General features: G+C 50.0%; 29 protein-coding genes. 9 read left to right on the top strand and 20 right to left on the bottom strand.

Translation table 11 applies throughout. From position 1 onward, the window contains the following. Positions 1-150: 150 nt before the first annotated feature. From DEM91_RS08920 to DEM91_RS08895, 6 genes are read right to left on the bottom strand one after another with little or no spacing between them, the layout of a single operon-like run. Positions 151-1698 carry a hypothetical protein gene (locus DEM91_RS08920; RefSeq protein WP_249858677.1) on the bottom strand — a complete coding sequence of 516 codons (1548 nt, stop codon included), beginning with the start codon at positions 1696-1698 and terminating at the stop codon, positions 151-153. Then, entirely contained in the window at positions 1695-4373 is a 2679-nt protein-coding gene (locus tag DEM91_RS08915) for a hypothetical protein (protein WP_249858676.1), read from the bottom strand. The genes DEM91_RS08920 and DEM91_RS08915 overlap by 4 nt, the downstream gene beginning before the upstream one ends. Before the next feature lie 5 nt (positions 4374-4378). Then, a complete protein-coding gene (locus tag DEM91_RS08910; RefSeq protein WP_249858675.1) occupies positions 4379-7678 on the bottom strand; it encodes a phage tail tape measure protein in 3300 nt (1099 codons plus the stop codon). A 9-nt stretch (positions 7679-7687) separates the two neighbouring features. Next, positions 7688-7999 (bottom strand): hypothetical protein, encoded by a 312-nt coding sequence (locus tag DEM91_RS08905; RefSeq protein WP_249858674.1) that lies wholly within the window; start codon positions 7997-7999, stop codon positions 7688-7690. Positions 8000-8010: 11 nt separating this feature from the next. Continuing rightward, positions 8011-8322 carry a hypothetical protein gene (locus DEM91_RS08900; RefSeq protein ID WP_249858673.1) on the bottom strand — a complete coding sequence of 104 codons (312 nt, stop codon included), beginning with the start codon at positions 8320-8322 and terminating at the stop codon, positions 8011-8013. Positions 8323-8334: 12 nt separating this feature from the next. Continuing rightward, positions 8335-8808, bottom strand: a complete 474-nt coding sequence (locus tag DEM91_RS08895; protein WP_249858672.1) for a phage tail tube protein — start codon at positions 8806-8808, stop codon at positions 8335-8337. Positions 8809-8904: 96 nt separating this feature from the next. On the opposite strand from DEM91_RS08895, the gene DEM91_RS08890 reads away from it, so the two are divergent. After that, positions 8905-9051: a hypothetical protein gene (locus DEM91_RS08890; RefSeq protein WP_249858671.1), complete on the top strand. Its 147-nt coding sequence runs from the start codon at positions 8905-8907 to the stop codon at positions 9049-9051. A gap of 57 nt (positions 9052-9108) precedes the next feature. Here DEM91_RS08890 and DEM91_RS08885 read toward each other — a convergent pair whose 3' ends face one another. Genes DEM91_RS08885 through DEM91_RS08870 form a run of 4 tightly spaced genes read right to left on the bottom strand, consistent with a single transcriptional unit; the run spans position 9109 to position 12183 of the window. Then, complete coding sequence (locus DEM91_RS08885; RefSeq protein WP_249858670.1) at positions 9109-9669, bottom strand: hypothetical protein; 561 nt, start codon at positions 9667-9669, stop codon at positions 9109-9111. Between the two features lie 9 nt (positions 9670-9678). Further along, the gene (locus DEM91_RS08880; protein ID WP_249858682.1) at positions 9679-10161 is read right to left on the bottom strand and encodes an N-acetylmuramoyl-L-alanine amidase; all 483 of its coding nucleotides are present in this window, start codon (positions 10159-10161) and stop codon (positions 9679-9681) included. Further along, positions 10161-11201, bottom strand: a complete 1041-nt coding sequence (locus DEM91_RS08875; protein WP_249858681.1) for a hypothetical protein — start codon at positions 11199-11201, stop codon at positions 10161-10163. Before DEM91_RS08875 ends, DEM91_RS08880 begins: the two co-directional genes overlap by 1 nt. Before the next feature lie 43 nt (positions 11202-11244). Continuing rightward, positions 11245-12183, bottom strand: coding sequence for an HK97 family phage prohead protease (locus tag DEM91_RS08870; RefSeq protein ID WP_249858669.1), 939 nt, complete (start codon positions 12181-12183; stop codon positions 11245-11247). Between the two features lie 265 nt (positions 12184-12448). Between DEM91_RS08870 and DEM91_RS08865 the strand changes: the two genes are divergently transcribed. The 8 genes from DEM91_RS08865 to DEM91_RS08830 all read left to right on the top strand — a co-directional run bounded on the left by DEM91_RS08865 (position 12449) and on the right by DEM91_RS08830 (position 20211). Beyond that, the gene (locus tag DEM91_RS08865) at positions 12449-12913 is read left to right on the top strand and encodes a DUF1804 family protein (protein ID WP_249858680.1); all 465 of its coding nucleotides are present in this window, start codon (positions 12449-12451) and stop codon (positions 12911-12913) included. Between the two features lie 7 nt (positions 12914-12920). Beyond that, positions 12921-14480 (top strand): hypothetical protein, encoded by a 1560-nt coding sequence (locus DEM91_RS08860; RefSeq protein ID WP_249858668.1) that lies wholly within the window; start codon positions 12921-12923, stop codon positions 14478-14480. Between the two features lie 195 nt (positions 14481-14675). Continuing rightward, positions 14676-15095: a phage protein Gp36 family protein gene (locus tag DEM91_RS08855; RefSeq protein WP_249858667.1), complete on the top strand. Its 420-nt coding sequence runs from the start codon at positions 14676-14678 to the stop codon at positions 15093-15095. 151 nt (positions 15096-15246) lie between these two features. Further along, complete coding sequence (locus DEM91_RS08850) at positions 15247-16647, top strand: DUF935 family protein (protein ID WP_249858666.1); 1401 nt, start codon at positions 15247-15249, stop codon at positions 16645-16647. A gap of 128 nt (positions 16648-16775) precedes the next feature. Continuing rightward, complete coding sequence (locus DEM91_RS08845) at positions 16776-17960, top strand: phage minor head protein (RefSeq protein WP_249858678.1); 1185 nt, start codon at positions 16776-16778, stop codon at positions 17958-17960. A 464-nt stretch (positions 17961-18424) separates the two neighbouring features. Next, positions 18425-18667: a hypothetical protein gene (locus DEM91_RS08840; RefSeq protein WP_249858665.1), complete on the top strand. Its 243-nt coding sequence runs from the start codon at positions 18425-18427 to the stop codon at positions 18665-18667. Positions 18668-18736: 69 nt separating this feature from the next. Continuing rightward, positions 18737-19375: a thymidylate synthase gene (locus tag DEM91_RS08835; RefSeq protein ID WP_249858664.1), complete on the top strand. Its 639-nt coding sequence runs from the start codon at positions 18737-18739 to the stop codon at positions 19373-19375. Further along, positions 19372-20211, top strand: a complete 840-nt coding sequence (locus tag DEM91_RS08830; protein ID WP_249858663.1) for a DNA adenine methylase — start codon at positions 19372-19374, stop codon at positions 20209-20211. The genes DEM91_RS08835 and DEM91_RS08830 overlap by 4 nt, the downstream gene beginning before the upstream one ends. 84 nt (positions 20212-20295) lie before the next feature. On the opposite strand, the gene DEM91_RS08825 is transcribed toward DEM91_RS08830, so the two are convergent. The 10 genes from DEM91_RS08825 to DEM91_RS08780 form a co-directional block, all read right to left on the bottom strand. Then, positions 20296-20700 (bottom strand): hypothetical protein, encoded by a 405-nt coding sequence (locus DEM91_RS08825; RefSeq protein ID WP_249858662.1) that lies wholly within the window; start codon positions 20698-20700, stop codon positions 20296-20298. A 53-nt stretch (positions 20701-20753) separates the two neighbouring features. Then, positions 20754-21323, bottom strand: coding sequence for a phage virion morphogenesis protein (locus DEM91_RS08820; protein ID WP_249858661.1), 570 nt, complete (start codon positions 21321-21323; stop codon positions 20754-20756). A gap of 69 nt (positions 21324-21392) precedes the next feature. Beyond that, the gene (locus DEM91_RS08815; protein WP_249858660.1) at positions 21393-21632 is read right to left on the bottom strand and encodes a hypothetical protein; all 240 of its coding nucleotides are present in this window, start codon (positions 21630-21632) and stop codon (positions 21393-21395) included. 194 nt (positions 21633-21826) lie between these two features. Then, positions 21827-22387: a host-nuclease inhibitor Gam family protein gene (locus DEM91_RS08810; RefSeq protein WP_249858659.1), complete on the bottom strand. Its 561-nt coding sequence runs from the start codon at positions 22385-22387 to the stop codon at positions 21827-21829. Between the two features lie 12 nt (positions 22388-22399). Then, entirely contained in the window at positions 22400-22855 is a 456-nt protein-coding gene (locus DEM91_RS08805; RefSeq protein WP_249858658.1) for a DUF4494 domain-containing protein, read from the bottom strand. 21 nt (positions 22856-22876) lie between these two features. Next, positions 22877-23053 (bottom strand): hypothetical protein, encoded by a 177-nt coding sequence (locus DEM91_RS08800; protein ID WP_249858657.1) that lies wholly within the window; start codon positions 23051-23053, stop codon positions 22877-22879. Then, complete coding sequence (locus tag DEM91_RS08795) at positions 23053-23505, bottom strand: hypothetical protein (protein ID WP_249858656.1); 453 nt, start codon at positions 23503-23505, stop codon at positions 23053-23055. The genes DEM91_RS08800 and DEM91_RS08795 overlap by 1 nt, the downstream gene beginning before the upstream one ends. Beyond that, the gene (locus DEM91_RS08790) at positions 23463-23762 is read right to left on the bottom strand and encodes a hypothetical protein (RefSeq protein ID WP_249858655.1); all 300 of its coding nucleotides are present in this window, start codon (positions 23760-23762) and stop codon (positions 23463-23465) included. Before DEM91_RS08790 ends, DEM91_RS08795 begins: the two co-directional genes overlap by 43 nt. Before the next feature lie 11 nt (positions 23763-23773). Next, a complete protein-coding gene (locus tag DEM91_RS08785; protein ID WP_249858654.1) occupies positions 23774-24367 on the bottom strand; it encodes an RpiR family transcriptional regulator in 594 nt (197 codons plus the stop codon). Positions 24368-24369: 2 nt separating this feature from the next. Further along, positions 24370-24600: a hypothetical protein gene (locus tag DEM91_RS08780; RefSeq protein WP_249858653.1), complete on the bottom strand. Its 231-nt coding sequence runs from the start codon at positions 24598-24600 to the stop codon at positions 24370-24372. Positions 24601-24679 lie beyond the last annotated feature (79 nt).

Below are 24679 nucleotides of genomic sequence, written 5' to 3'. Positions count from 1 at the left end.
TCACGCTAAGTGAATGATAATGAACAGTTAATAAATTACAAATATTTTCCAATTATTTGGAAAGCAACATAGAAGTTTATGAGTTTTTAAGTTTACGAGTTTTTAAGTTTACGAGGTGATAGACTATAAGCAAAAAGTCTATTTACTTGTCTACTCGTCAACTTGTCTACTAATCAAGCACTCCACTTGTGCCATGTTGTTCACCTCCTGCGCACTCAGTTCTATTCTGCTTCCGCACTGCTGGTGCCGTTTGTTCCAAATCGTGTCAAACTCGGGATTACCGCTATGGATGACCCACGAGAACTGCCAATCTTTCAGCGTTTCCGTAATTTCTTTCGTGCCATAATACACCACGGCAAAAAGCCAAACCGAGCCTTGCCCATTACGAATGATATTGCCGTTGGGCGTATCGGTGAAAATGTTTACTGTATAACTACTCTCCCCGTTATCCCCTTTGTCTCCTTTGCTGCCTTTGTCCACCAATAGCATCCAGGCATCACCCTTGCCCGGCACTTCTGTAGTTCTCTTACCAGGCTCTACGATGCACAACCATTGCCTACCGTCATGTGTTACGCTGTCATAGTAGCCGTATTCCTTTCCGCTTTTCCATTCACCGAGCAGTACCGGTACGGGCTTCAACTCTCCCGTTGAACTCTTTGCCCTCAAGTTGCCCACAATCTGATTGTCATTCCGTGCAAAGTACGTCTCCCGATGCTTGCTTAAGTCATAGTTGTTCACACCGACATACTTTGCCCAGTATGGAGCAACCAGTCCGACGTCAATACTCTTGTAAGCACTATTCACGATCACGCTCTGCCTGTCTGTGTTGGTTCTATTTCCTATCTGTGCCGTTTCATCACCTACCAGTGGCACATCGCTGCCCTCGGCGCAATCCGTCCTGCTTAGCACAATCTTCAGGCATTCTACCTCTTCACCGTCAATGTTTCGCCTGACAGACGTTGTTGGAGCCTCCGTCACTAATCGCCAATAAAAGTGATTGCTGACATTGTGATTCGTACCAACCCCTACGTTGAACCCACCGTAACACATCATCTGGTCATTCACTTCACACATCTGCACAAGCTTCACGCCGTCTTGCTCTGCTCGTTGATAGCACGCATAGCCATCTGCCGTTTCCTCGCAATCATCTACCTTGAACGTTGCTACACTCTGTATGATGATCCCGCCCGCCGCCTTCGCTTTGAGTATTTCCAGCTCAAAGAATGTCGCCTTCCCTGTCACTGTGAGGTTCTTTGTATTGATGTTTCCAGCGTTGAATATATCTCCACTGTTTGACATGTTTCCGCTATTGGTTATATCACCTTCATTGGTGATGTTTCCCTTGTTGGTGATGTCGCCTTCATTGATGATTCCTTTGAAGTAGCTCACCGCCTTTGCCACGACTCCCTTGAGGAAGGTGATGACCTCTGCTGCCGTGTTAGGTATGTCGTTTCGTAGGAAGTGCGCCAGTGTTTTTGATTCCAAGCTCACCTCATCCGCCCTTGTTGCTTCGTCCGCCTTCCTGGCATGCTCAGCCTGTTCGGCGAGGCTTGCCTTTTCCGCCATTTTCGCCATATCGGCTTTAGTGGCGTGCACCGCCTCCTTGACGGACTTGTCTCCATAGGCTGCTCCTGGTGTCCTGACCGTTGGCGTTGTAGCCTTGTTTTTCGGTTTTTTGATAATCTTTACGTCTATCATGGTTCAATCTCCTTTAACGACATTTCAGCTTCTCCCGATTCAAGGTTCCTTGTGATGCCTTGTACGAAAAAGTTCTTTCCCATTGCTGGATGCCTGTAATGGTTGAACGTGCTGACGCGTTGCGCCTTCTTGTCGGTGAGCTTTTGCGTCATGAGAATTCTCGGCTGGTGGTACTCGTTGTAATAGCTGTCTACATATAGCTGCTCCGGCTTTGCCTGTCTCCCCGTTGTGTGGTCGTAGATATTGACCACCCCGTCGCCAGTGAGCAAGTTGAGCGGCGTGCTCATGCATACCCCCTGTGCCACGCCCAGCTGCCTGCATTCCTCCGAGGTGAGTGCCGAGTTGATTTTGAATTCGATGTCATCCTTCCTGTTAACAAACTGCTGCTTGTCGTCGCTCATGTAGACGATGTCGCTGTCGCCCGGTCTTTCGATCATCCCATTGTCGCTGTACACCTTCACCTGAAAATCCTCGATGAGAATGCTGCTGACGTTCGCCAGCAGTGAAATGGTGTTGCTGGTCCACTTGGTATGCCTGAAGAAGGTGGGGTGCCTCCTTGTGATGTTCTCCCACGTGGCGTTTACCGGTCCGAGGATCATGAACTTCACCTGTCCACTTACCTTATCGGATTGTCTGATGGGAATGGCGGTTCCCTCGACGTCAATCCCCATTTTGTAGCTGATATTGTTTTGTATGTCAAATTTTCTTCCGATGAGCTTGTCTCCTACTTTTGGATCGAAGCCAATGGTGAAGCACTGCTGGTAATACTCGTCGTCGCTGGAGCACTGCTCCCTGGTTTTGTATTCTCTCCATTTGAAGTTATCGGGACTGCCCCCGTCCCCCTCCTCAACCACGCACATGTCTCCGATGATGAGCATGCAAGCCAGCACCGCTACTTTTGAAATTCTGTCTGTTCCGTCCCCAATTGCACTGTAGTTGAACTCGATTTGCTCTGGCGCTGACCCCGTGAAGGGTACCAGTCCGAGCGTGGTATCCCTGTCCCACATAGGCTCTTGGGCGGGCGTGTCGGCTTTCCACCACTGTTGGGTGTAATACTTGTTCCTGTCGTTTTTTGCCGGCACCGTGTGGTGCCACCACTGTCTGATTCCTGTTCCTGTGTACGCTTCGCTGGGTTGGTAGGTGTTGATGGCCTTGAAATTGTCGGTGAGCGGCATGAGGGGATTGAGAATGACGTTTCCGCTGATAACGATGTAGTTGGTTGTCTTGTCATCGCTTGGTGAGAATACCCCTCCCGACGCACTTCCCTCGTATACTGCCCTTGGAATGGATGCCTTGAGACTTTGCTCGTTTGGAAACACTTTCGCTGGGTTGTTGTCGATACCGTTTCCGTTGACACTCACCACCAGGTAGTTGGTCATTTGCACTTTTGAAATGGGTGCGTTGTCTTTTACCGCGCATGGCTGTTCGACCTTTCCAAAAGCGATGATGGCTGCTGCGTCATTGTTTCTCAATGCGTTGGGCAACGCCTGCTGGTTGCGCCCACTTTGACTGTACTGCTGCATGATGCTTCCCGTACCGTTGACTGGGAACCTCCACTGCTGGTTCTCCATGACGCGGACGAACCAATCTGTGATGTAGGCTCCGTCATAATCAGTCGTTCTTCCATGCGTGATGGCGTCAAAAGCGTCGATGGAGGAGTTTCCCTCTCCATCGCAACTGTACTCGGTCATATATTTTTGCTTGGCGTTGTAGGGGCTTGCGAGTGTGTTGTTGTCAAACGGGCTCTCGATGACGTTCTCCACGCTCTCGGTCTTGCATGTGAGCAGCAGCTGGTTATACACCTCGCCAACGCTGATGGTAGTGTCTTCGCCGACGACGTTGCTGTTACTGATGTCCACGCATTGCCTTGTGGTGACCGCCTCTTGTGCACTGACGAGGTCACGCCACTTGATGGGCTGCTGGCTCTTTACGCTTTCCCATGCGAAGATGTAGAATGTGAAGCCCTCTTGCCTGATGTGTAGATTGAGGTATTTGAGTGTTTCCTCGAGCACTTCGTCCTGCTGCCACACCTCATCCTCGTCATCGCCAAGAAAGAGCAGCTCATTGACGGAAAGGTGGCTGAAAAGCGAATATTTGTCCTGTTCGAGCCTGTCGACAGCGCGGCTTCCGTCGTATAATAATGCCTCCTTTCCCTGTCCCTTGACATCGACCCCCTTGGTGATGTCTCTGAGCATTTGGATGATGATGTCTGCCATCGTGCGCTGTTTTGCCGTGGCCTTGATGCCAGCGTATGCCACCCCCAGCGTTCCCACGTCCTGGTACTTGGCATACCGCATCGCCGTGAGTATGTCGATGCAGCTCAGCTCAATCTCGTCTTGCTCCTCATTATATCCCTGCGAGTAAGTCTGTGGCTCTACGAATCCGGCGAAGAGACATTCACCCTCCCGATAGATGTTGACCACCACGTCGCGGCATGACGCGCAGAAGAAGTCGGGCACGAAATTTTTTGTGAGCAGCCTCACGCTCGCCTGTTGACAGAGCAGTGCGTCGAAGGTGTCGCTGACCTGGCTCGTGATGTCCACGGGGTCGTCGGTCCAGCTGATGCCGCTCTCCTTCGCCCCTATCTCCATGTTGGGCGTATGGCTGCCTTTCGTGAGGATATGCACCTCTATGCGCTCGTTGAGCTGGTTGTAGAAATGTCCGTGTATGTACATATTTGTTATATTTTTATATTCGTCTTTTTCCTGTTAATGCGCGTCTCGTTGGCAAGGGCTATCACGATGTCCCGTCCACGGAGCCTTGCCTCCAGCTTACCGCTGAAACCGCCGCCTGTATCGCCTATCAGAGATTTTAGTTTGTCAAGTGGCGCTATTACTTCAGGGTTGGAGCTTGCTCCGCCATATTCTCCCATAAGGGCGAGTGTCGGTCCATAGACCAGACCTCCGTTGGCAAATTTCGGAAGAGACATCATCATGCCGACCAATGAAGCCACCATACCCACGCCCACTGCTATGCCCACGAAGGGTATGCTCGCATGGGCCTTCATTGTCTTGGCAGCTGCACCTGCGACATCGGCTGTAGTCTCCGCATGAGTAGCGGCAGTCCGAGCTGCGCTGTTCGTAACCTCAATACCTGTAGCCGTGGTGTCTATCGTAGCCTCTGTAGTCTTGGCCACGCCTTGTGCCATTGTGGCTGCGGTATTTGCCTGCGTAACACCAGTGAGTGCCTGCACAATCGCAATGATGCTGTTGATGCCCTGATAAATCTGTATAGCTGCGTCCACCACACTGGTAATGGTTTCCCAAGCTCCTCGATTGCCCTCAAGAGCATCTGTCAGTGAAGAGATACCGCCACCTATGCCTTTGAGAGAACTCCACGAATTCTCTACCGTAACATTACTCTTTTTAAGGATCTTCTGGTAGTTCTCATAACTCTCCACCAGTTTGTTCACTTCGGCGCGCTGGCTTTCGTCCATTGGGTTCTTCGCATCAGAGAGCATATCCTGCAGCTCCTTGATACGCTTCTTCACTCCATCCAAGCCCATTACCTGAAGTTCCAGCGTAAGTTCCCTGCCGTTCATACCATTGAGCTTGCCCACCTCGTCCTGCAGTTCAGGGATACGTGTCAGCTGTTTCATGGCATCACGCTTTTTCTCCAGTGCCATAATGGTACGCTCTATCTCGGATATTTCCGAGGCACTTGCCTTTTTCTGTTTGGACTGGTAGTAGCTGATAGCTGTATCCAGCTCCTCTATGCTGTCCAGCCTTGAAATATCTTCAGGCTTTTTCAGCTCGTCCAGTGTATCGTCCCACTTTTTGCGCAGGTCATTCAAAGCATTGATTTGCTTCTGTATTTCGATACGTTCCTCTTCCGTGGCGGTCTTCAGCAAGTCTGAGTAGAACTGTATCTCTTCCTCCAGCTGTTTGTATGTCTTTATCTTGTCAATGCCTACATCTATGTGCGCACTGCGTTCAAATGCCGTTTTAAGGTCGTTCAAACGCTGTATTTCCTTGTCTATCCCGGCAAGGTCTGATTTCGTGGCACGCTCCCGGAGTGTCTGCTGGTAGGCTATCTCATTGTTGATGTCTTCAAGGGATTTCAGCTCCGTAGGGCGTGCAGCCATATCCTGAATACGGCTGATGGTTTCCTGCTGCTTTTGGAGCATGGCTATTTTCTGGGCATAGAGGGCGATAGTCTTGGTCTCGGAGCCCTTGGTCGTTTCGAGTTTGTTCTGATAAAACTGGATGTTGTTGCCAAGCTCCTTGTAACTCGTGGCGTTGGCTATGAGTTTCTTTCCGTCATACAGGTCCTTGTTCCTCTTTTTATCTTTGTCTTTTTTGACAGGAGAATTGAACTTCTTGTTCCCTTTGAGTGCCGCCTGTGCATTCTCGGTCTTTGCCTTCGTGTTCTCTTTCAGCGCCTTGGTCTGCTTTTCTATTCCTCCTGTCTGTTTTGCAGGACCGCTGTCATCTATGCCAAAGAACTTCTTTACCCATTCCCAAGCCTCCTTGATGACAGCACTTGCCTTTTCAAAGGCTTTCACAAGGAAGTCCCATACAGCGGAAGCCAAGTCTTTTACCACAGCCCATACTTGGTCGCAGATGTTGCGGAAGGTCTCACTATTGTTATAGGCTGCCACCAATATGGCTACCAGTCCGGCTATCGCCATAATGACTATGCCAATGGGATTGGCACTCAGCACGAAATTCAGTGCTATCTGTGCTATCTTCCAAGCATTGGAAGCAAGCACGGCAATCTTTGAGGCTGCAGCCTGTGCGAGAGTGGCAATCTTGACAGCCCTCAATCCAGACACAACGGCCACCAAACCGCCTTTCAGTTGTGCCATACTCATTAACGCCAGTCCCGTGTTGGCTATCATTTCCATATAGGGGGCAGAGGTACTTGCCAAGGAACCCGCCCAGTCAAGCATGGACTGCACTTGATTCTTAAGCATTTGTCCGACACTGTCTCCCGTGCTTGCCATCTCATTGAAGGCTTCATCAATCGTACCAGCAGAGTCGGCCATTGCTCCGATGTTTTCCGAGAACTTGTCCTTTTGCTCACCTGTCAGGGAACCGAGCAGTCGCAATGCCTCCGCGCTGCCGAACAGCTGTCCATAGATAGTTTCACTAAGCTGCCCCGTCTTGGCTGAATATTCCTGAATGCTTGCATCCAACCCCAATAGGAAGTTCTCAAGCCCTCCTGCAGCCTGTACGCTTGCAGCATTGAAGCCTATGCCCATAGCCTCCGCTGCCTTTGTCGCCTCCGCGGACGGTTTAATGAGCGCGTTCAGAACGGCAGACAGCTGGGTAGAGACCTCTGCCGTATTACCGGTAACGCCGGTCGTGGTTGCGAAGACCGCCATAAGCTCATCCATTGACACGCCCAGCTGGGAGGCGCTTCCACTGACACGGGGCAGTGCCTGACCAAGTTGTTCAAAGCTCGTAACACCGTTTTTGGCGGTCATCTGTATTTTGTCCTGTATAGCCCCGGCTTTATCCCAATTCAACCCATAGTTTTTGATGAGGGTTGATGTTACCGTTACGGTCTGTCCCAAATCGGCAAGTCCGCCGACAGCAGCCTTGCTTGATTGATCCAAGAATTCTATCCAGTTGTCCTCTGGAACACCGTTGGATATTGTTTGGTATAATCCGTTGGCAAGTTCCTCACGAGCCAATGGTATTTTCTTGCTCAAGCCGACAATCTTATCAGAAAGCGCGTCGAATTCCTCTCCGCTCTTGCCTGCCATTGTGTTGGCACTCCGCATGGCAGTTTCAAAACTGTTGAATGGAGCGGCGAGTCCTCCAACCATATCACGGAGAGTTTCGATTGATCGCATCGCACCTTCGAATATCATGCTCCTCGCTGCCATCTCTTTCAGCTGTGAGCCTGTTTTTCGTGCCGTTTCTCCCACCTTATCCAAGGCCTCGTCAAGTCCTGTGGCTTCTACGGTAAGGTTTTTCAAAACGTTACCATCGACACTTTTTATCTTGATTTGAAATTCTACTGCCTTTGCCATTTGTTAGTGCTACTTTAATCCATTGCGTTGTTTAGCTTCCTCAAAACGCTTGATGAATTCTTCTTTACTGATCTTTTCTTTCTTGGTTAGATTCTCATCCTCGTCCCATGGAAATGGGAGAACGTCATGAGCCGTCAATTTACCTTTCACATACGGCTGAATAAAAAACATACCCATCATCCTTGTCCGTTCCCAATCGGCACGCTCCTTATCCCTATGCTGTTGCCCCCACCTGTTCCATACTTCGTAAAACTCAAAAGGGGTACACCGTTCAAAGTCATCCCTGCTCATCCCGATGCACCCCAAGGCCAATCCCAGCAATTCGTCAATGCTTACTTGCCTCGCACCGGGTTCTCCGTTTTTTTTTGTGAGGCAGCCATTTCCTCGTAGAAGGAATTGACACTGTCCGGCTCCAATGAGTCGGCAAACATCTCGAAGTCCATGTCGAAGTCCACTTTGTCCGCATGGCACGCACTCTTTACGCAGCAGAAGATGAAGAGTACCAGTTCCGATATATCGTTCTGCTTCAGTTCACTCACGTCCTTTCCTGCCTCATGTTTGAAGCGCACCATTGCTCCCATAGTTACACGGCAGGGATATTCCTTGCCGGCTATCTTCAGTTTGTTAAGTTTCTTGTTGTCCATAATAATTTCTTTTTATCCTCTAGGTGATACAGAATTTCCGCCTGACAGCCCAGAGTCGACTTTCGTTACCGCACCGCTGTTCTGCAGGGTGATGGAATACTTCGCATCATCGCCAGCTTGACCGTCAAGGTCCAATGACGTGATGAGATACTTACCTTTATACCCTCCGCTGGCTTTTCCTGTACGTTTGTCACCGTCACGGAGGTTGTATGCGCCATCAACAGGCTCACCCTTCAGCATAGCATCTTTCAGTTGATCATAACTTGGAACTTCTGCTGTTCCGTCCGTAAGTACCACACCATCGGCGGTAATCTGCTCCGAGAAGCTCTTGATGTAACTCTCTTTCCATTTGCCGCCTGAAGCCTCCTTGGTTACACGCTCTCCTGTTTCGGCAGAGGTAGAAACCTTGCAGCCTGTCGAGAAACCGAGTGCATTCCCACCGATAGATAGGATGAGGTCAGTTCCGTCTAAAACACTTTTTGCCATATCTTTCTTGTTAAATTGGTTAATTGTCGTGCAAATGAGCGCAATCAAGCTCTCTTGTTTTGCCGAATGCAGCCGACAATCAACAGGGTTAATACTATGCCGGTCGCCACCCCGACGATGAAGGCGATGAATATAATTTTCAGACCGGGGGCGGCGCGCTCCCTTGCCGTTTCCTTCAACTCGCTGTTCAACCTGTTCGCCTCATTGAGTTGCCGTTTCAGCGTGATGATGTTCTTCGAGTAACTTTCGGCTACCAGCTCCAGAGAGTCGCATTGTGCCTCAATGATGATTTGCTCTGGCTCATTCCCCCTTGCCGGTTTCCTTTGGAGCTTGACAGCCGCCTGTTTGTCCCTTGCCGTGTACGCCGCCCCTGGTGGCAGCTGCCTGATGCTGTCGAGTGGCAGCTTGAGACCTACCGTCGACATGGGAACCCTCAGCGGCTTCTGCCATGTTTGTGTGACCGTCGTCGTGAGACTGTCCCTTTGCAGGCTGATGCTTTCCGCGTGCAGGCTTTGGCGTGTCACTGTCTTGGTCGAGCGACAGCTCCACGCTGACAGGGCAAGTAGTGCGATGAGGGCATATCTGAATAGCCTCGATGGCCCTTGAGAGGCGGTTGAGCGCCCGGCGCATCTTGTCGCCATCGGTGCGAAGATTCTCAATTTTGTCATAGTTAGTTTCGTTTTGCTGCTGCAAGCTGATGAGCTCACGGCTCACCATGTCGTACATCTGCTTGTAGGTATCTTCTATCTTTTTTTTCTCCTCGACGGTTCTGAGGCGTCGGTTGGCAATCCAGGCAATGGCGGCGCCGATACCGCCCGATGGGATTGCCCATTGCAGGATTTGAAATATCGTGTCTCCCATTGCTCTGTGTTATAAATGCTGATTGAACGTTTGCCGTATGCCTATCTCGGCTATCCACTGGCCCACGTCGAACGAGGGGCATTGCTTAGCGGGGTTGAGGTCGTGGTGTCCTACGATGCGTATCTGCGGGAACCGGCTGTGGAACTCGAGGACGTATCGCTTGAGCGCCTCGCACTGTGCCAGCGTGCGGGTGTCCTTAGGGTGCATGTGGCTGTCGCATCCGCCCACATACACGATGTGCCGGCTCACGCTGTTGTACCCTGCCGCACCATTGGTAATCTCCCAGTTGTCTACACGGTCGTCTTCGTTGTTGGGCGCCAGCCGCTCGATGGTGCCGTCAAGATGAATGAGGTCTGTGTAGCCCACGTGTTTCCACCCCCTGCCTGCCGGGGGTGGCGCGGTGTGCCATCGGCGTATCTCAGCCGCAGACACCTCGCGCCCCTCCGGCGTGGCGGTGCAGTGGATGACGAGATATTTCATGGGCTTGCTCATCATGCGTTTTCCTTGTAACCGCTTGCCATCACTACGCCTGCGTCGCTCTTTTTAGGCATACAGATAAAGTAATGGCGGAAGTTGATTTTGTTACGCTGGTATTCCGGATCGGTCGAAGCCTCGCTGTAATACATCTTTGTGGAGCCTGTGGCCTTGAACACGCGTGGTGTGTAGAAGGCGAACGAGCACTGGAACTCTCCCTTCTCGGCGTTTGCGCCAAGTGCTTTCTTGACACCAGCCTGTGTATAGAGCGGCGTGTTGGCATACTCGAAGATGTCGAACCCGTAGAGCTTGCCTACCTTACCGGTTCCGCGGTCGATGTTGTACTGCTCACGGAAGTTCTGGCTGGCGAGCAGCAGGTCGTTCACATGATCAGGACAAAGAACGAGGCGGCGGTTGTCCGCAGGCACCTTCATCTTGTCCAACGCCCGCTTCATCGCCACAAGGTCTTGAGGTGTCAGGCGCAGGCGACCCGTCTCAGCGTCGCGCTCTCCGGTAGTGGTAAGCACGGGCGTGGTGGCGCTGTTCTTCTGAGCGCAGAGCGCATGGGCAGCCTTGGCGAATTTAGAATCGTTGATGGCGTTGCCGTGACTTTCCTTCACCCGTGCCATCTTGTCGTAGCTCACCGCATAGAGTTCGTCGTCCGTGATAGGAGTAACCTTGGTTTGGAACTTATCGAGCTTCACGGCAATATCCTTATCATCCAATGCCTGAAGGGGAATCGGATAGGTGGTGTTATTCACCAGCACGTCAGGGTCCACACCAACATCGACGAGGTGAATGACGTCGTTGTTGGTGATGGAACTCTGATCTGGCACGCCGTCGAGCCATGAGCCTTCAAGGCCGCTGCGCAAAGCCTTAACCAGCTCGCCAGTCCATATCTCTGTAAATACTCCGGCACGCAACACGCCTTGGGGCATAGTCCCGGCAAGCACGGCCACCACATTCATTCCCACAGCACCTGTCATGGGGGAAAGCCCAAGAACCGATGCAAAGGTCGCGCCCGTCACTGCATTGAAGAGCAGGGTACCGAGCAGCATTAAAATTCTGTTCATTGTCAATTTTTTTTAAAGGGTTATACTTTTAGATTTCGCAATCGATACCATACTCAGCCTTGTACAGGCGTTTGTATTCCTCGGGATTCTCCAATCGCAACGTGGCAATTTGCTCAGCTGGCACATCACTCAGTTTTGTGAACTTCTGTTCACCTGTAGGAGCGCCACCCTGATGTCCTATCACGGAAGACAGCTTCACCGAAGGATGCATCGCCTTCAGGGTCTTCTCCAGTTCCTCCGCGCCAATCTTCTTGCCCAGCTCCACAAACTGGTCTTTGTTGTTTAACTCAATGCGTTTGTCGGCAATGGCTTGCTCGACAAGGCTGTTGATTCTCGCCAAGGTGAGCTTCTCTTTTTCCTGAAGCAGAGACGCGTTCTGTTCCTTGACCGCATTCAACTCGGCAATCTTGGCGGAGATTTCAGCCTCGGTGGCCGTTTCAGGCAGCCCCAAATTCAGGGCAATGGTTTTGTTTTCCATTTCTTCTGTTTTTTGTTTGTTAATATTATTCAAAAGCGGCAGCGGGCAATCTACGTCCCTGCCGAGGGTTATTCTTTTTCCGTCTTTATGAAGCACGAGGGCATCATCATTGGCACCGACATCAGCAACGCTTACCTCAAATAGCTTGCTTTTGGTGATGGTGGGACGTGTCTGCCCGAGTACAAGCAGGTCTTTGTCCTCACTCATCTCAAGTATCTCCAGACCGGCGCTCACCATTCTTAGACTTCCGAACTCGAACTGTTTTTTGCAACGTTGGCTCAATTCAGAAGCACAGTCAAACATCAGTTCACCGGTTACCTCATTGTTCTCCACCTTCAGGTCTTTCACATAACCCACCACGTTGCCGCGCTCGTGCATATAGAGCAGTACGGGGTTGCGGTTGTACTGCGCCACGTCCAAGCCGCTCGTCAGCACTCTGAACCCATAGCTGTTCAGACTGTCATTGGATATTCTTACTCGTTTTCCCATTTGCGTTAGTTTATGAGTTTATTAGTTTACGAGTTTACGAGTTCACGAGGTGATAGTTTTCAAGCAACAAGTCTATTTACTCGTCTACTTGTCTCCTTGTCAACTCGTCTACTATCTACTTTTTTCGACTGCAATATTAAGCGATAAATCGCTGATTGCCAAAAAAGTATGAAACCGCTACACGCTTCTATGAAGTGACTGCATCTTTTTTTTGCAACCTCAATAAAATAAGGCAATTTTGCATGGTAAAGCAACAAACCGATTTATGACAAAAGCAGAAACAGAAAAGAAAAAATCACTGGCACGCTCTCTCTACCTTGCAGGAATGGAGCAGAACGAGATAGCGGAGAAAGTAGAGGTGTCAAGGGTTACCATATCCAAGTGGTGCAATGCGGATGGTTGGAAAGAGGCGCGGGCGGCCAAGAACGTGACGCGCCCCGAGCTGGTGAACAAACTGCTGCTCACCATAGACAAGTTGATAACCGAGGTGAACGAGTCGGAAGACCCCTCGCTCATAGCAGGGCTGGGCGACAAGCTCGCCAAACTGTCCTCCGTCATCGAGAAGCTCGACAAGAAGGCAAATGTCGTGGATGCGATAGAGGTCTTTATGGCATTCTCCAAGTGGCTGGAGTACCGCGCAACCATCGACCCCTCTGTAACGCCGGAACTCATCAAAACCATCAATAAATTTCAGGATATGTATCTCACCGAACAGATGGGTATAAAGTAGAATAAGTATGGCTACAGCATTAGAAAAGAAACAAGCATTTGATCAATGGAAAGAACATTGCAAGCGCATTCAGTCCATTACTGATACCGCTGTTCTTGCCAATGAGACACCTGAGCAGAAGGACAAACGCAAGAAAAGGCTGTTGGCCAACTATGCCGCTTTTTGTGAGTATTATTTCCCGCATTTCCTCACCCTGCGCGACAAGACAACGGGAGAGGTGGTTCGCACCGTACACAATGCACCGTTCCACAACGCCGCAGCTAATAAGGTAAAGAACACTCCGAACCTGAAAGCTGTCTTCATGTGGCCCAGAGGACATGCAAAGTCCACACACTTCGATATCTTCATGCCGCTGTGGCTCATGTTCCAGCCCAAGCGGCTCATCAATTTCATGGTCGTGGTGGGCAAATCGCAGGACAGCGCCAACCGGTTGCTTGGGGACATTCAGGCAGAACTGGAATATAATCAGCGCATCATCGCTGACTTCGGCCAGCAGAAGAACCTCGGACTATGGACTGCAGGCGAGTTCAAGACCTCCTCTGGTGTGAAGTTTCTTGCTGTTGGCCGTGGACAGTCGCCACGCGGGCTACGTGAACGCGAGGCGCGGCCTGACTATATCGTCATCGATGACCTTGACGATGACGAACTTTGTCGTAACGAGAAGCGCGTGCATGACCTCACAGACTGGGTGAAAGAAGCACTCTTCGGGGCACTCGACGTGGGACGTGGACGTTTCCTCATGGTGGGAAACCTCATCTCAAAGACCTCAGTCTTGGCCAACATTGCAGCCACAAGGGGCGTGTTTGTCTCGAAGGTTCAGGCCGTCGATAAGAACGGGGAGCCGGTATGGAAGGAGAAATGGACCAAGGAAGACGCACAGGAGTACCGCGACTTCGTGGGCTATCGGGCGTGGGAGAAGGAAATGATGCACAACCCCATCGTGGACGGCACCATCTTCCGTGCCGACTGGATAAGGTATAAGCCTATGCCGGCACTACGGAAGTATGATATGCTCGTGTGTTATACCGACCCGTCTTTCAAATCGACCACAGCCAACGACTACAAGGCTTCACGGCTGTGGGGCAAGATAGGGAATGAGCTGCACCTCATCGACTGCTATGTACGGCAGGACACGGTCGGGGGTATGGTACGGTGGCTCTATGACCTCTACGAGCGGACGAGGGACAAAGTGACCATACTCTTCTTTATGGAGGCAAACTTCATGCAGGACGTCATTTTTGACGAGTTCGCCGTGGAGGGCAACCTGCGTGGATACCACCTGCCGATTATGCCCGACAAACGGAAGAAGCCGGAGAAGATACAGCGCATCGAGGCTGTCAGTCCGCTGTGGGAACGCGGCTTTGTCTTCTATAATGAGAAGCTCAAGGATTCGCCGGACATGCAGGTAGGCATAGAGCAGACACTGGCCCTTGAACGTGGCAGCCGTGTACACGACGATGCGCCTGACGCAGATGAGGGGGCGATATGGATACTGCAGCGCAACGCAAGGCAGGAAAGTTTTCAACCGGTGTTCGGCAAAAGACCGACCGCCAAAAATTCATGGTAGGATGGTGAGCAATTCATAATTCATAATTCATAATTCATAATTGGTAACACTAAACACGAAACTCATAAACTCGTAAACTAAAAAAAAATAAAAACATGCCAAGCTAACTACTCCCCTCCCTTTTGGGGAGGGGAAGGGGGAGAGGCTCTTTTAACTCGTAAACTCGTAAACTCGTAAACTAAAAAATACAAACTCATGTTTATCACAGATGAAGACTACAGGGTAGTTATTGGTGAGGCAGCACTGAAGACCGTATCGCAGACCTCTGCCAAGAACCGTGCCAATGCGGAGAGTGAAGCACAGGAGGAAATTTCAAGCTACCTACGGCCGGTTTACGACTGCAAGGCGGTATTCGATGCAGAAGGTGACGAGCGCAACAAGCTTATCGTTATGTACACCTGCGACATAGCCCTCTATCACATGGTTTCGGTTATGCCACAGAAGATGGGCAGTGAGATCCGGAAGGAACGCTACGAGCGTGCCGTGAAATGGCTGGAAGGCGTACAGGCGGGAAAGATAGTGCCTGACCTGCCCGTCTGCGTGGATGCGACAGGGGAGCCGTCAGGTGTCGGGGTCGTCTTTCACTCACAGAAACCTTTAAGAAATAACTGGTAAACTCATGATAATTCATAATTCATAATTTTACTAACGACTCATCATCTCTCAACTCTCAACTAAAAGTATGAATTATGAATTCTTAATTATGAATTAACTCGTGAACTTGTAAACTTGTTAACTCGTGAACTAAAAATAGAAAGAAACCATCATGGATATAAAGAGAATATTCAGCACACTTGGAAGACGACAGGAAACGAACGTCATACATACCCCCTACGGAAGTTTCAATCTTGCCAAGGAAGATGACCGTAAACGAATGAAACATGTCGTGATGACGCTACAGCAGACCACCGACGCACTCACCAGGAAAGACATTGCTGACTGGCGCAGGGCATGGCAGCTGGCGATTGACATACAGAATCCCAACAGGCAACGGCTGTACGACATCTATCGGGACGCGGAGGTAGACGCACATCTTTCAGGATGCGTGCGGCAACGACAGGGCTTTGTCATGGCAAAAACCTTCAAGATCGTCGACGCCAAAGAAAATGAAAACAAAGAGGCCTTGCATTTCTTTGACCAGTCGTGGTTCAAGCAACTGTGCACGCAGGTGCTCGACTCCGTATATTGGGGGCATTCGCTCATTGAACTCGGAGAGGTGGTGCAGGACGGCGACGGGTGCTCCTGCTACAGTGGCGTTCGGCTTATACCGCGCAAGCATGTTATTCCTGAATATGGGCGTGTCGTGAGCGACCTTGGGCAAAACTGGAACACGGGAATTGATTACCGCAAGCCGCCGTTTTCCAGCTGGCTCATAGAGGCGGGACAGCCAGACAATCTCGGGTTGTTCTTAAAAGCTGCGCAGCACACTATCCCAAAGAAAAATATGCTCGCTTTCTGGGACACCTTCGGCGAAATTTTCGGCATGCCCATGCGCATAGCTAAGACTGCCTCGCGTGATAGCAAGGAGATAGACCGGTTGAACCGCATGCTCATCGAGGCGGGTGCCTCGCAGACCGCCGTCATGCCACTGGACACCGAACTGGAGTTTATCGAATCCACACGTGGCGATGCTTACAATGTCTACAACCAGCGCGTGGATCGCGCTAACTCAGAACTCTCCAAGCTCATCATCGGACAGACCATGACCATTGAGGACGGAAGCAGCCTCTCGCAAAGCCAGACCCACTTGCAGGTGTTCCAAAACCTTGTGGAAGAGGATGCCGACATGCTCAGGGATGTCATCAACAATCAGCTCTTGCCACGCATGGTGGCGCATGGATTCCCTCTCAAGGGTTGCCGCTTCGACTGGGACTACTCCGTTGATTTCACGCCGGAGCAGCAGGTGGCATACGAGACGATGGTGGCTGACCGCTACGAGGTGGACCCGGCTTACTTCGCGGAGAAATATTCCATGCCCGTGGGAGAGCGTCGGAACAATATGCCTGTAATGGAGCCACAGGAAGACCCGGACGACAATTCCCGTACTAACGAGAAAAATAAAACTCGTTCCGATTCTCAAGTGCAGCCGCAAAATAACGACGACCAAAAAGGAAAAGAGTCCGATAAGAAAAAGCAGCAGAAAAATGTACACCCTTTTTTCGATTGAGCCCCACTGACTACGTGGGGCTGCACTGCCGGTATAGGGAAATCCTACAGTCTGCCCACCACACACTGACACTCGACAAGGAAACCGAGGATAAAGTCCAAGCAAAACTTACCAAGGCTTTCAAAGATATGATGTCAGCACTTTTCAAGCAGAAAGGGGCGACGCTTGACATCAATATCCTTGCATCTGACCAGGCGCAGGAGTTTATCGGAACCCACGCCTCCGTTCTGGACACTTCCTTCAGAACGGTCAAGATGTCCGAGGGTATGCGCAGAAGGCTTGAACGCTCCAACTATATTTTCTCAGGGCTCAAGACTTTCCATGAACTGAATGAGGCATTCCCGTCGCTCATCGATGAGAACGGCAATCGAAAACCGTTTGAACGCTTTTTGAATGACGTTAAAACAATAGACACCACATACAACAGGAATTATCTCCGTGCCGAGTATAACTTCGTCCAGTCATCTGCCGAGATGGCTGCCAAATGGGAGCAGTACGCAGAGGACGGGGACCGCTACAACCTGCAGTACCGGACTGCCGGCGACAGCAAGGTGCGCCCGGAACACGCTGCGCTAAATGGTGTTACATTGCCTATGTCCGACCCCTTCTGGGAATCCTACTATCCACCCAACGGCTGGGGCTGCCGATGTACGGTCGTGCAGGTGCGCAAGTCCAAATATCCCCTCACTCCTCAAGACGAGGCAATGGCAAGGGGCGAGGAAGCCCTGCAGAGCGATATAAAAGGGATATTCCGCTTCAATGCTGGAAAAGAGCAGAAAGCCGTTCCTGACTATAACCCCTATACCATCCGCCGCTGTAACGACTGTGACCTCGCCAAGGGGAAGACCACGCTTGCCTTCATACCCGAGAATGAACTGTGTGCCGCATGCCGCTTAATTCGACAATCGCAACAGGCAAGGAAAAACCAAAGATTGACACCGCAGGAATTTAGACAAGCTACAGCTAAGGCTGTCAAATGGGCTGACGAGAATCTTACACCTACGGTCATAAACAATCAGCCTGCAAAAAGAAGTTTCGTGCAGACAAAGGACGGGCATACTGTTGGAGTTGGAAAGGTGTTTTTCACAGAAACGGCAGCAAAGTCTATTCGTGATCCAAACATGGTCCATGTCTTGAAGACGGCTACAGAGTTTAAGAAGTGGTTGCCACAAGCGACCCTCGTAAGAACAGAAGAAGGTAGACATCATAATTTCCAGTTCAGTGTGTACCAAGTGGAATACCAAGGGCAACGCATAGAGTTCAAGTGTAAAAAGACTGATGGCGAACTGCTCTATATGATGAAGTTCATATAAACAAAAAAAAAGAAGCAAATGGTCATTCCGGCGACCTGCACATCTTACGATGCCGACGTGTGAAATGCCTCCTACATTGCTTCTTCAGTGCAAATATAATAAATAACTCCCAAACATCAAACAATGATGAAGAAAAATATCAAATTTCGCAAAGAAACATCGATTTCGCAAGATAGGTAAATGCAGCTTTGCACCAGTAAAGGCTTTAGGGAGTGCCACGATTGCGCTATACTATTACTGGGGCATACGTCTGCTTGGCAGCAACTATTTCAAGTATAGTGGATAGTTGAGAGTCCCTTCGGGGGAGGGATATAAAAGCCCCCGGCCTGTTAATAGTCATCTCACCTACATATTAACCAAAACGCTCAGAGCGCACGACCGGGGGCCAATACCCTCGTTCGCACTCTGAGTTTTTTTGGTTCGTATGTAAGTGAGATGTTGCAAAGATACAAAAATTTGTGAAGATGAAGATAATAGAGGTCTTGAAATTTAACAGGGAACTTATAAAAAGGCTGCGAATAGCAGGTATTCGTTTGGAAGATGAGGAGTTTGTAGACTTATACAGCGACTATACCACATTACTTAAACAAGGCGAAAAGGTATCCTACATTGTGGCTGTGCTTTCTGACAGGTATGCCGTGAGCGAACGGAAGGTGTATGGGCTTATCAAGTATTTCCAAAGCGACTGCACACCATCTGCAGTGTGATTTACAGGCATTGTTCTTTCGTCTATGTGGGCATGGCTATCTTTGTACCAACAAGCAAAAAGACGAAATATGAACAAGTATTACCAAATTCTACAAAAGATTCTTGTGTCAGGAAAGGCGCAGACCAACAGGAAGGGGACTATCCGCTACCTGCTCAATGAACAGCTGACATTCACTCCCAGCGATTTGCTCGATATATTCGAGAGTCATGGAATTGCCAGAAAAAAACTGAAAAACGAACTTAGGCTTTTTATGCAGGGAGAGCGAAACGTTGAAAAATACAGAGAAGCAGGTATCAACTGGTGGGACTACTGCGGTCCGGTTCTTGTGAACAGTTATCCCACCTATTTGGAGAAATTACCACCGTTGATTGAGAAAATAAATCGTGAAAAGCGCAGCAGCAAGAACTATGTCCTGTTCCTTGGCTCAACAGACGCAGAAAGTAATCAGGCACCATGCCTTAGCCTCGTACAGTTCCAAATTGAACAGGGGGAACTTGTACTTACCGCCTATCAGCGAAGCAGCGATGCAAACCTCGGACTTCCTGCTGACATTTATCACCTTTACCTTATGGCAAGGCAGATAGAGTTGCCGCTGAAGTCTATCACGCTCAACATAGGCAATGTGCATATTTACGAGAACAACATCAGCCGGACGGAGCAGCTCCTTGCCGGGAATGAGGACATCAAATTTGACTTGAACGTATGAGCCGTATGTATAAGTCAGCCCCGTTGCCTTTCGTTGGGCAGAAAAGAATGTTCGTCAGGGAGTTTATAAAGATATTGGGGCAATTCCCTGCAGACACCGTGTTCGTGGATTTGTTCGGAGGGTCCGGGCTGCTTTCGCACATTGCCAAGCGTACAAAACCTGAATCGACAGTGGTTTACAATGACTTCGACAACTATCGCAGCCGACTGCAGCACATTCCACAGACCAACAAGCTGATAGCCGACCTGCGCAGTATCGTAGCGGACAAAGTGCCGCGCAACAAGCCCATCACCGGCGAGTTGAGGGAGCGTATCTTCGCCCGTATCGAGCAGGAAGAGAGAGCGGTCGGGTATGTTGATTTCATTACGCTGTCCTCGTCGATTATGTTCTCAATGAAATACCGTCTGAGCGTGGCTGAAATGAGGAAGGAAGTACTTTACAACAGTATCAGAAAGAATGACTATCCCCTCTGTTCCGATTATCTTGACGGACTTGAAATCACCTCCTGTGATTACAAGGAACTCTTCAACCGATACAAAGACACGCCGGGCGTGGTGTTCCTCGTGGACCCTCCTTATCTTTCCACGGAGGTAGGCACCTACAATATGTATTGGAAAATGTCTGATTATCTGGACGTGCTGAATGTCCTTACCGGTCATTCCTTTGTCTATTTCACCTCCAATAAGTCCTCCATCCTCGAACTGTGCGAGTGGCTGGGGCTTAACCGGTCCATCGGCAATCCGTTTGAGAATGCCGCCAAGATTGAGTTCAATGCGCACATGAACTACAACGCCTCGTACACAGACATGATGCTGTTCAAGAAGGAGGCTGTCTGACTGCGTTTATTTCCAACCTGTGCGCACGAAAAAGCCCCGACGGCAAATTGTCCGTCGGGGCTTCTTTGTTGCGACACGGGGCGTTTATTCCGTCATCAGGTAGCGCACCTCGTAGCTGTCTATGCTCTCCAATATGTCCTCGTGGTTGTGGTTGGTGTCTATTGCGACGAGTGTCATGCCGTTGAAACGCTCACCGTTCAGCCCTTCGAGGGTAGAATGGATTTTATTGCTTAGGTCCCAAGCTGCGCCCTGCCCGCCTTCCGTCCAGTCTGTAACGATGTGCAGGCGCACCACTCCTTTTCCACGATGTCCCCTGCCTTGGAACGGTGAGCAGTTGATGGCGGCTATCTCCACGAACACGGCTGGACGTTCCCAGCCCTCCTCCTGCTCGATGAATTCCACGTTGTGGTTCCACAGGTCGATGTGCGCAACTTCGGGCACGTCTGTTGTCAGTTTCTCCTTGATAGCGTTGTATAATTCTTTTCTCATTTCTGCTTGATGTCTAAATTGTTGAATTGTCGTGCCAGCGAGTGTCATCAAGTTTACTTGGATGACCGAGTGCCGCCGACAATCAATCCGTGATTGAAATACTCGGTCAGATTTTCCTCTATGATTTCGGTTATTGTTTTCTCCACTTCAGGTGTCGTGCCGAGGAACTGCCGCTTGGGAATCTTGATATTGCTGCCGATTTTCATCAGGGCAAGCAGTTTCCAGAACTCAGCCTCTGTACCAAGCTGCACCGTGCGTTTGTCCTGTCTTCGTTCCCCGTTCTTCTTCCTGCCGAACGATCCGGTCGCCTCGTAATACCTGTGCCAGAAATAAGCCTTCATCTTTCTCGTTACCTTAATTTCGCCGCCCTCGTTGTGAATGGCTGCTGCAGGATGGGAGGAGTAGAAGGTTATGCTGCTGTCCGTACTTCGGCTCTGCACGCTGCGCCGCAGACCGCCCGTGTCAATCAATATGGAACCACCGGGGCGCATCGGACTTTTCCGTCTTGCCCACTTCTGTGAGAAAAAGCCCTGCCGCTCGAAATTCCTATCGAACTCGTCCGTAAGATCGACACGGATGTCCTTCAAAATCCGGGTAATGACTCTCTGTAAATCATTTTCCATTGTCGTTGTCAAATGTTTGTGCAAGCGAGCGCAGAGAAACTTGTTTCATCTGCCGAGCGCAGCCAAATTTCACGGTTTGTCCGTGAAATCAAAGAGCAATAGCTGACGAGTATCGTCAGCTATCTTATTCTTACTTTCCGCGCTCGCGTTGAGTATATTATAAAAGGTACGTTCAGTAATGGCATACACAGGATATATATATCGTCGCCATATCTCACGGTTGGAAATTCCGCTTTTGGCATGCTGGTCATATATCCTGTTGATGTCTTCTACACGTTTCTGATAACTTACTCCGCGTCGCTTCTGCATATATTACATGTTCTTTGGCTTGTAAGGCCTAATATCATATTCAGTTACTGAACTCACCGTCACCCAGCCAGAACCCTCACACTGAGGACAGGGCTCCGTCAACAGCGTGCCGTCATGGCCAAGGTGTCGCCATACGCCGGTGCCCACGCACCTGCGGCAAAACGACACCCGCGGAGGTCGCCTCACTTCGCGCTTCATGCCGTCTCCTCCTTCTTAGGTTCAACATAGAAGGCCTCGTCCTGAACCACCTGGATGCCACACGCCGTCATCTGCTCACGAAGGGGACGATAGCCACGGTTCTCAGGGTCACCGCCGCCAAGCTGCACCTCCACCTCACGATCGGCAAGCAGCTTGTCCTTCGCAATCTCCTCCGTCTGGCGGATATAGCTGGGCAGAAAACTCTTCACAAGGTTCAGCGCACTCGCCCAAGTAAAGCCTTTCAGCGTCTTCAACTTCGGTGTCCCAGTGCGAAACCCGATCGTGCCATGAGCCATGTCAAGGCTCTTCTTCTTGGAAAACAGCTCAGCTTGGTTCTCCGTGGCAAACGACTGGAGCGTGTCAAACGCATTGTCTCTTTCAGCAGTCAGCGTAGCCAACTTGTCGGCATACTTCTCGCGCACCTTCGCACACTGCAGCTCAATGTCCGCATTGATTTTCTGTACCTGTGCATCGCTTTTAGCGTAGGTTGCAAACGCTTCATCGGCGGCTTCTCTGCTCACACCGGTGATGATTACTTTCTTTTTTCTTGTTGCCATTGTCTTTTCTTTTTATAGGGTTGATAACTCGTGTTCTATCACATCAATAACCTTGGTTTCTGATACTGAAGCAATCTGATAGTCTACCATGGTGCCGTCCATAATCGTTCGGATAGAGTCTTTGCAGTTGTCGAAAGAAGAAGCCTGTACCAGATAGTAAACTTGAGTGTGCTTTTCTCTTTCCGTTTGCTCGTCAATGGTGATAAACTGAAGTATGGCCTTGTAGTATCGGTCGCATGACTCTTGCTCGTTGAAGAACACTTCCCGAAATTTCATCGGGTTGATGTTTACAACCTGAATTTCTCCGGACACATAGCCGCCAAGGAATTCAATAGCTGTCTTTTCTGCCTCTCCGAATGAAAGAGCTTCGACCACATAACTCTCAGTCACTTTCTTTTCGTACCCATCCTCATGCACTTTGTCATAGCGCAGTTTGACTTCAAACCAATTGCTTGTTTTTGTTCTCATAACAATATTTTTAATAGGTTCTTAAATAAATTTTCCTTCGCTGGTCAATGCCTGCCAGCTCACATCTTCACGTTCGGTTTCGAGCTCATAAGACAGATCCTCCAAAAAGTCACAGTATTCTTCATTGCTCATCTCCTTGCCGAGTTCACGAATGTGCTCCATCGCACGCTTTACAAATTGTTTTGGTGTCATATTCATTAACATTCCGCTATATTGCCCATAGGGACATATACAAATGAGGTCATACTTTTCTGCTCTTCCTGTGTCGTGTGCGGTTTCAGGCCGCCCTTGCGCATGATGGCGCGCAGCTTTGTCTGCAACGAATCAAGGTCTGCCAGTGTTAGTTTGGCGAACACCTTTCCGGCTATCCGTGGGTGGCGGCAGAAATCGTTGATGCGCTGCCAGTCAGTCGTGTCAATGCCAGCCTGTTGCATGAGCTTCAAACACAGGCTGCGTTTCTTCTTCAGTTGCACTCTCCAGCCGGTATGTTCCTCCAGTGATGCACACATGGCGGCATATTCTTTCGCACTCATCTCGTGCAGGTGCAGCGTTCGTCCGTTCGTGAAGCTCGATACAAGCGTCTCCTTGTCTGCTCCAGGCAACTTCTTCAACAGACAGTAGAAACGCGCGTAATTCCGTTCCGTTCCCATAGCTTTTCCTCCTTCCAGTCTTTATAATTCCGGCGGGCTTTGGCAACACACTCTGGTAAAGTGCCGTTGATGTCGCTGACACCGAACAGGGGTATACCGTTCACGCAGGCGTACAACTCGCCGTTAAACTCCATTACCTGCACAGCATTGCGCGCCTCCACATCGAGCTGAGCCTGCCGCTCCGCCTCAATACGCTCCGCACGCTTCTCGTGCCACACTTGAATACGTCTTTTGATTTCTTCTAAAAAGTTGCTCATAATCGTTTATATTAAATTGATGTAAAACTTATTCCCATTGATATTGCCCTGCGCTCCATCACTTCCGAACGATGAGTTGCCGCTGTTATGAACGCTTCATTGGAAGCACGGGCTATCTCATAGCCTTTCTTTCGCAAACCATTACGGAGGCATATTTTCTCTTTCGGTGCCTGCACCACCCGAAGCTTTGTCTTTTGCTCAAGACCGAATATCACTCTGCGCTTCTCCGCCTTGAAGGTTTTCTTGCGCTGTTCGCCAATATGGCGGTGCATAGCTTCAAAGGCTTCTGCCGACATCTTATCCTTCTGCCGTTCGCCTTTCTTGAACCGGTGTGCCTTGCCGTAAATCAACAGGTTCTTCGCTCCGGCATTGCCGCCGTTGGCTCTGTTCACTCTGGCAGCGTGTTCGGAAGCATTTCGCTGCATAGCTTTTGTAAAGTCGGGATGTTTCACTAATCCCATATCCCGTGCAATCCTCACTACTGTTCTGTGCGAGATGCCAAGGTGTTCTGCCACTTCCGCGTTTTTAGTCTTACAGAAGTTATCGCGCATCCATTGCTGTTCTGCCTCAGATAGGATTATCTTGCTGTATTTATTTCTTTCCATTGCTATTCTTCTGCTTTCCACTCGACGGTTATCACGGCGTCAAGTCTGCCGCTGCCCTTACATATCGGGCATTCCTTCTTATAGCGTTCCTGCCACTTGTCCTCTTGCCAATGATATCCGTTGCCTTGACAGTAGGGACAGCTGTGACCCCGGCTCTCGATATGGTCTGTCATGCGTCCACCTGGAGCCATTCGACCTGGTTCAATTTCAATTATCCGTCTTTCCTTGCTCATATCTCTTCTATGTTGCTTTCCAAATAATTGGAAAATATTTGTAATTTATTAACTGTTCATTATCATTCACTTAGCGTGA

It is taken from the genome of Prevotella sp. TCVGH (assembly GCF_023522295.1).
GTDB lineage: Bacteria > Bacteroidota > Bacteroidia > Bacteroidales > Bacteroidaceae > Prevotella > Prevotella timonensis.
Note: the sequence above shows the minus strand (reverse complement) of the source record. Positions and strands in the feature narration are given on the sequence as shown.